The sequence below is a fragment of the Devosia sp. genome, from assembly GCF_036676215.1.
Taxonomy (GTDB): Bacteria; Pseudomonadota; Alphaproteobacteria; order Rhizobiales; family Devosiaceae; genus Devosia.
This window is the reverse complement of sequence record NZ_JAKFDJ010000106.1, coordinates 1-6,128: the sequence shown is the minus strand read 5'-3', so window position 1 is coordinate 6,128 and position 6,128 is coordinate 1. Positions and strand designations below refer to the sequence as shown.

The following is a 6,128-nucleotide window of genomic DNA, read 5'->3' as shown; positions in this document are numbered from 1 at the left end:
CAGCACGCCGGGCAGGCCGACCATCATGAAGGCCACCCGCCAGGAGAACTCCTGGGCCAGCCACCCCCCGGCCACGGCGCCGAACATGGTGCCGAGCGGGATGCCGAAGGAATAGACCGCCAGGGCCGAGGCGCGCTTCTTGGGTTCGTAATAGTCGCTGATCAGCGAGTGGGCCGGCGGGGAGAGGCCGGCCTCGCCGAACCCGACCCCGAAGCGGTAGGCGGCCAGCTGGGCGAAGCTGGTGGCCGTGCCGCAGAGCGCGGTGAAGGCCGACCAGATCAGGATGGCGCCGGAGATGATGTTGACCCGGTTGAACCGCTCGGCCAGCCGCGCGATCGGGATGCCCAGCAGGGTGTAGAGCAGGGCGAAATAGATGCCGCCCAACAGGCCCAGCTGGGTGTCGGTGATCTTCAGGTCGACTTTGATCGCCTGGCCGATGGTGGCGATGATCGTGCGGTCGATGAAGTTGAAGGTGTAGGCGACGACCAGCAGGCCGAGGACCGTGGTGCGGTAGCTCTCGGAGAAGATGGGCTTGGTGGTGGGCGTGGTGGTGGCGGCGCCGGCCATGTGTGGTGTTCCCCCGAGGTGGTGTTCTTGTTGCTGGGGAGGTTAGGGGGGTGCGGCGGGGAGGTGAAGGGGCGGCGAGCGCGTTTTTCCCTGGCGTATACGTAGCCTGTAGGCTACAGTTTGTCATGTTCGAGATCATTGAAGATCCGGCGTTCTCCGCGTGGCTCACGAAGCTGAAAGACACTCAGGCCAAGGCCAAGATCGCCGGCCGCATTCAGCGCCTGGCTCACGGTCTCGCCGGAGATGTCGAACCTGTCGGCGAAGGCGTCAGCGAATTGCGCGTCCACATCGGGCCGGGATACCGCGTCTATTTCGTGAGGCAGGGCGCGACGGTGATCGTCCTACTCTGCGGCGGGGACAAGTCGTCCCAGGTCCGCGATATCAAGGCGGCGAAGGCCTTGGCCAGACAATGGAAGGCGAAAGATCGATGACGAAATCCCGCAAGTTCGATCCGGCCAACTATCTCGACGACGAGGCGGCCGTGGCGACCTATGTCAGCGATGCGCTGGAGACCGGCGACCTGGGTTTCATCGCCGACGCCCTCGGCGTCGCGGCGCGGGCGCGCGGCATGAGCAAGATCGCCACGGCGACCGGGCTGTCACGCGAGAGCCTCTACCGGGCGCTGAGCGTTGACGGAAACCCTGAGTTCGGCACCGTGCTGACGGTCATGGCCGCGCTGGGCATTCGGCTGACGGCCGAGCCCGCGCATCCCGAAGCGGCGTGAGGCCGTTGCCCTGAACTCCCGGTTGCGATTAGCTGCCGGTCGATGTGGGGTAGGGCGTGGACGTAGACGTTTTCATTGAGCGCTGGACCGCCCGCGAGGGCGGCGCCGAGCGCGCCAACTACCAGATGTTCCTGTCTGAGTTGTGCGACGTGCTTGGCGTGCCGCGTCCCGACCCGGCGGGCGCGGAGCGCGATCACAACGACTATGTCTTCGAGCGGGCCGTTCGGCCGCGCGGGAGTGAGGCCACCACCGCGCCCAAGCGCATCGATCTCTACAGGAGGAACGCATTTATCCTGGAGGCCAAGCAGTCCCGCCTGCCGGGCAAGAAGAACGCAATCCCCGGACAGGGCCTGCTGTTTGGCCCGGAACCCGAACAGCTCGGCAGGCGCGTGGACGCACGCGGCTGGGACGTGATGATGCAGAACGCGCGCAAGCAGGCGGAGGGCTATGTCTTCCTGCTGGACGCCGACCATCCGGCGCCCCCCTTCATTATCGCGTGCGACGTGGGCAACTGCCTGGAGGTGTTCGCTGACTTCTCAGGCACCGGGCGAGCCTACAACCAATTCCCCGACCGTAAGGGGTTCCGGATCTATCTGGATGACCTGCGGCAGCGGGAGACCCGGGAGCTGCTGGCGCGGATCTGGACCGATCCGCACGCCCTGGACCCGACCAAGACCTCAGCGCGGGTGACCCGCGAGATCGCAAAGCGGCTGGCGGAGGTCAGCAAGGCGCTGGAGGCGCGGGCCTGCGACGCCGAGGACGTGGCGCACTTCCTCATGCGCTGCCTGTTCACGATGTTCGCCGAGGACACGGAGCTGCTGCCCAAGGGGAGCTTCGGCGCGCTGCTGGAGAAGAGCGTCGACGATCCCAGCCATTTTCCGCACCGCCTGAAGTTACTGTGGCAACAGATGGACAAGGGCGAGGAGTTCAGCCACGTCATCGAGGCCAGAGTCCGCCATTTCAACGGCGGTCTGTTCAAGGACACCACGGTCTTCGAGTTGGGCCGTGAGGAGATCGGCGAATTGCTGGCCGCCGCACGCGCGGATTGGACGCTGGTCGATCCGGCCATCTTCGGCACGCTGCTGGAGCAGGCTCTGGACAAGGCCGAGCGCAAGAAGCTGGGCGCGCACTACACGCCGCGCTCCTATGTCCAGCGGCTGGTGGACGTGACGGTGATGGAACCGCTGCGGGGCGACTGGCAGGCCGCCCTGACCAAGGCCGAACAGGCGCGCGATGATGGGCACGAGAAGGAGGCGGTGGCCCTGGTGCGGGCCTTTCACCACAAGCTCTGCACCACGCGCGTGCTCGATCCGGCCTGCGGCACCGGCAACTTCCTCTATGTCGCCCTGGAGATGATGAAGCAGTTGGAGGGCGACGTTCTCCAGACCCTGAACGACCTCGGCGACCGCCAGGCGAGCCTGGCGATCTCCGGCGAGGAGAGCGTGGACCCGCACCAGTTCCTGGGGCTGGAGCTGAACCCCCGGGCGGCAGCCATCGCCGAGCTGGTGATCTGGATCGGCTATCTGCAGTGGCACTACCGCAACCACGAGAGCCACCCCGCCGAGCCGATCCTGCGGGCCTTCCTGAATATCAATTTCGGCAAGCGCGAAGGCTATGACGCGGTGCTGACCTGGGACGGCTATCCGGTCCCGGCGGTGGTGGAGAAAGACGGCAAGCGGGTCGAATCCTATCCCAACCCGCGGCGTCCGGCGTGGCCGGAGGCCGAGTTCATCGTGGGAAATCCGCCGTTTATCGGGAAGGGCGCAGTCATGCGAAGCGCGCTGGGCGATGGCTACCTTCAGGCGTTGAAAAGGGCTAACCCGACCGTCGCAGGCTCAGCCGATTTTGTAATGCAATGGTGGGACCGCGCCGCTGATATCTTAACGCGCAAGAAGTCGCTGCTACGCCGCTTTGGTTTCGTTACAACAAATTCCATCACTCAGAGTTTCAGCCGACGGGTGATCGAAAAACACCTTGGCGGCAAACATCCGGTGTCAATCATCTACGCTATACCCGACCACCCTTGGACAAAGGCAAGTCGAGATTCAGCGGCCGTTCGCATTGCTATGACCGTTGTTCAGGCTGAGGCCATGCCTGGCCGCCTACTCGACCCCGTCGAAGAACGCGATATCGACACCGACAGTCCGCAAATCGCCTTCACGACGGCGAGCGGAACAATAAATTCCGATCTCTCGGTCGGCGCAGACGCCACGTCGGTTCAGGCGCTCGCAGCTAACGACGGCTTGTCATGCAATGGTGTGATGCTCGCTGGAGAAGGCTTCGTCGTGCCCCGCGCGATAGCGGATCATCTTAGGGCCATCGACGCTACGCATGATCCGAGCATGGCGATATTCCCCCACGTAGGTGGTAGCGAACTCACTCAACGCAGGCGCGGCGACTTCGTCATAGATTTCTACGGCTTGTCTCAAAGCGAAGCGCGGCAGCGGTTTCCTGCTAGCTTTCAGCATGTTCTGGAGGCGGTGAAGCCGGAGCGAGATCGCAACGCGGATAAAGGCTTCAGGGAGAAGTGGTGGCTGTTTGGGAGGACGCGGCCTCAGATCAGGATCGCGAACAAAGATCTTGATAGATACATCGCGACTACTCGAACCTCGAAGCATCGATTCTTTCAGTTCCTGGGATGTAGTGACATAGCCAATCATGAGATTATCGTAATCAGTAGCGCAGATGCTCAGCACCTCGCTGTGCTGTCGTCCTCGATCCACACAAGTTGGGCCCTCCGCGCTGGAGGCTGGCTCGGGGTGGGAAACGATCCCCGATACAACAAGGCCAGCACCTTCGATCCATATCCTTTCCCCGACCCCGACGAGGTCACCGGTACCAGCCTTCGCGATCTTGGCGAGGAACTCGACGCCACCCGCAAACTCGTTCTCGCCGAGCACCCCGACCTCACCCTCACCGGCCTCTACAACCTCATCGAAAAGGTGAAGGCTGGCACACCCCTCACCCCCGCTGAAGAAGACGCCAAGCAACGCGGCAGGGTCCTGATCCTCAAGGAACTGCACGACCAGATCGACACCCTGACCGCCCAGGCCTACGGCTGGCCGGCCGACCTGACCGATGAGCAGATCCTGGAACGTCTGGTGGCGCTGAACGCCGAACGCGCCAAGGAGGAGGCCGCCGGCCATGTGCGCTGGCTGCGGCCCGACTATCAGATCCCCCGCTTCGCCAAGGGCGGCGCCGCCAAGACCGGCGACCTGGACCTGGGCGAGACGGTGGTCGCCATCGACAAGGGTCTGCCCGCCTTTCCCAAGGACCGCTACGAGCAGCCGCTGGCGATCGAGGCGATGCTGTCGGCCGCCAATCGCCCGATGGACGCGGCCGAACTGTCGCGCGGGTTCAAGCGCGGCGGCAAGCTGATCGAGCAACGGGTCGTCCAAGTGTTGATCACGCTGGCGCGTTACGGGCGGGTCACGGCGCTTGAGGGCGGCAAGTACGCGGCGCGGCGGGCGGCGTGAAGACGACGCGTTACTTCGAGGAACAGGTTCTGCGCAAGCGTCCCTATCTCGAACGCGAGTGGTGCGCGGCGGTGATCGCCGATCCGCTTCGCCGCGAAGTGCAGGACGATGGGCGCATCCGCTTCTGGGGCGAGGTGCGCGTCGCGGGCGAAATCGCGCCGCGTGTGCTAAGGGTGGTTACGCTGGAAGACGGTGAAACCATCCACAACGCCTTCCTGGACCGCAATTTCCGCCGAGACGCGCCATGAAGCTGCATTACTATCCTGAGACGGACAGCCTCTATATCGAGCTGCGGCCGGGGCCGGGCGCCGAAACTCGCGAGGTGGCGCCCGGCGTGAACGCCGACTTCGATAGCGCCGGTGCGGTTGTGGGCCTCGATATCGACCAGGCCTCGGGAAAGCTTGATCTCTCAACGCTTGAAACCGTGGCTCTGCCATTCACGACGACTCACGCCGCCTGACGAGAGATAGTTCGGCGGCGTAGAGCGTTGGCCGGACCTCCCCACCCTGGCGGCTTCGCCGCCGTCCCTCCCCACAAGGGAGGAGGGAAATTGTTCCCGATTTGTTCTTGACATCTCCTCGGAATTCTGGGAGGATTTCGGCACTCTCCACCGCTGCGCCCTAGCGCGCCGGGGCGGAGCCCATATCCCACATCAGCAATAAGAGGCCTCCTGCCATGGTGGTTGAGAACGCGCGCGCCCGGCGGCTGCGCAAGCGGCGGACGGATTCGCGGTATCTGGAGCTGTCGGAACCGTTCCTGGCGCGGCTGGCGGCCGGGGAGAGCGTCAAGTCGATCTGCGGCGATCCCGAGATGGCCGCCTGGTCGACGGTCCAGCGCTGGCTGCGCCTGGAGCCGGACTTCCCCGACCGCTTCGTCGCCGCGCGGGAGGCGGGCGGCGGGGTCCGGAGGGGCGGTTGGTTGAGCTCCTATGATCCGGCGATCTGCGAGGCGATCTGCGAGCGCCTGGCCGAGGGCGAGCCGCTGATCCGCATCTGCGCCGAGCCGGGGATGCCCTCGGTGGGGACGGTGTTCAACTGGCTGAAGGCGCATGCCGAGTTCCGCGAGACCTACGCCCTGGCGCGCGAGGTGCAGGGGCACGTGATGTTCGACGCGGTCGGCGAGGTGATCGACGAGGCCACGCCGCAGACCGCCTACTTGGCCAAGGTGAAGATCGACGGGCTGCGCTGGCAGGCCGGGCGGCTGGCGCCGAAGGTGTTCGGGGACCTGAAGGAGCGGACGCCGGTGGAGGACGGGGGCAAGACCTTCACCGTGCTGCTGCAGTCATTCGATCGCGAGGGGCGCGAGGTGCATACCGAGCTGACGCCGGAGGTGAGGGCGCAGCGGGAGGCGCGGGCCGCGGC

7 protein-coding genes are annotated in these 6,128 nt (G+C 65.1%); 6 read left to right on the top strand and 1 reads right to left on the bottom strand.

Features of this window, described 5'->3' with window-relative positions:
- Positions 1–567, bottom strand: a 567-nt coding sequence (locus V6M52_RS10215) for an MFS transporter (protein WP_332700945.1), incomplete at its 3' end; no start/stop codon positions are given.
- A 125-nt stretch (positions 568–692) separates the two neighbouring features.
- Between V6M52_RS10215 and V6M52_RS10210 the strand changes: the two genes are divergently transcribed.
- The 6 genes from V6M52_RS10210 to V6M52_RS10185 form a co-directional block, all read left to right on the top strand.
- Positions 693–998 carry a type II toxin-antitoxin system RelE/ParE family toxin gene (locus V6M52_RS10210; RefSeq protein ID WP_332700944.1) on the top strand — a complete coding sequence of 102 codons (306 nt, stop codon included), beginning with the start codon at positions 693–695 and terminating at the stop codon, positions 996–998.
- Complete coding sequence (locus V6M52_RS10205; RefSeq protein WP_332700943.1) at positions 995–1,291, top strand: addiction module antidote protein; 297 nt, start codon at positions 995–997, stop codon at positions 1,289–1,291. Before V6M52_RS10210 ends, V6M52_RS10205 begins: the two co-directional genes overlap by 4 nt.
- A gap of 56 nt (positions 1,292–1,347) precedes the next feature.
- Positions 1,348–4,767, top strand: coding sequence for a class I SAM-dependent DNA methyltransferase (locus V6M52_RS10200; RefSeq protein WP_332700942.1), 3,420 nt, complete (start codon positions 1,348–1,350; stop codon positions 4,765–4,767).
- The gene (locus V6M52_RS10195; RefSeq protein ID WP_332700941.1) at positions 4,764–5,015 is read left to right on the top strand and encodes a hypothetical protein; all 252 of its coding nucleotides are present in this window, start codon (positions 4,764–4,766) and stop codon (positions 5,013–5,015) included. Before V6M52_RS10200 ends, V6M52_RS10195 begins: the two co-directional genes overlap by 4 nt.
- Positions 5,012–5,227, top strand: coding sequence for a DUF2283 domain-containing protein (locus V6M52_RS10190; RefSeq protein WP_332700940.1), 216 nt, complete (start codon positions 5,012–5,014; stop codon positions 5,225–5,227). Before V6M52_RS10195 ends, V6M52_RS10190 begins: the two co-directional genes overlap by 4 nt.
- A 215-nt stretch (positions 5,228–5,442) precedes the next feature.
- On the top strand, positions 5,443–6,128 hold a 686-nt coding region (locus V6M52_RS10185), incomplete at its 3' end, for a hypothetical protein (protein ID WP_332700939.1).

Coding starts and splice junctions, on each gene's coding strand:
- V6M52_RS10210 (WP_332700944.1), top strand. CDS start 693: ATGTTCGAGATCATTGAAGATCCGGCGTTCTCCGCGTGGCTCACGAAG.
- V6M52_RS10190 (WP_332700940.1), top strand. CDS start 5,012: ATGAAGCTGCATTACTATCCTGAGACGGACAGCCTCTATATCGAGCTG.
- V6M52_RS10205 (WP_332700943.1), top strand. CDS start 995: ATGACGAAATCCCGCAAGTTCGATCCGGCCAACTATCTCGACGACGAG.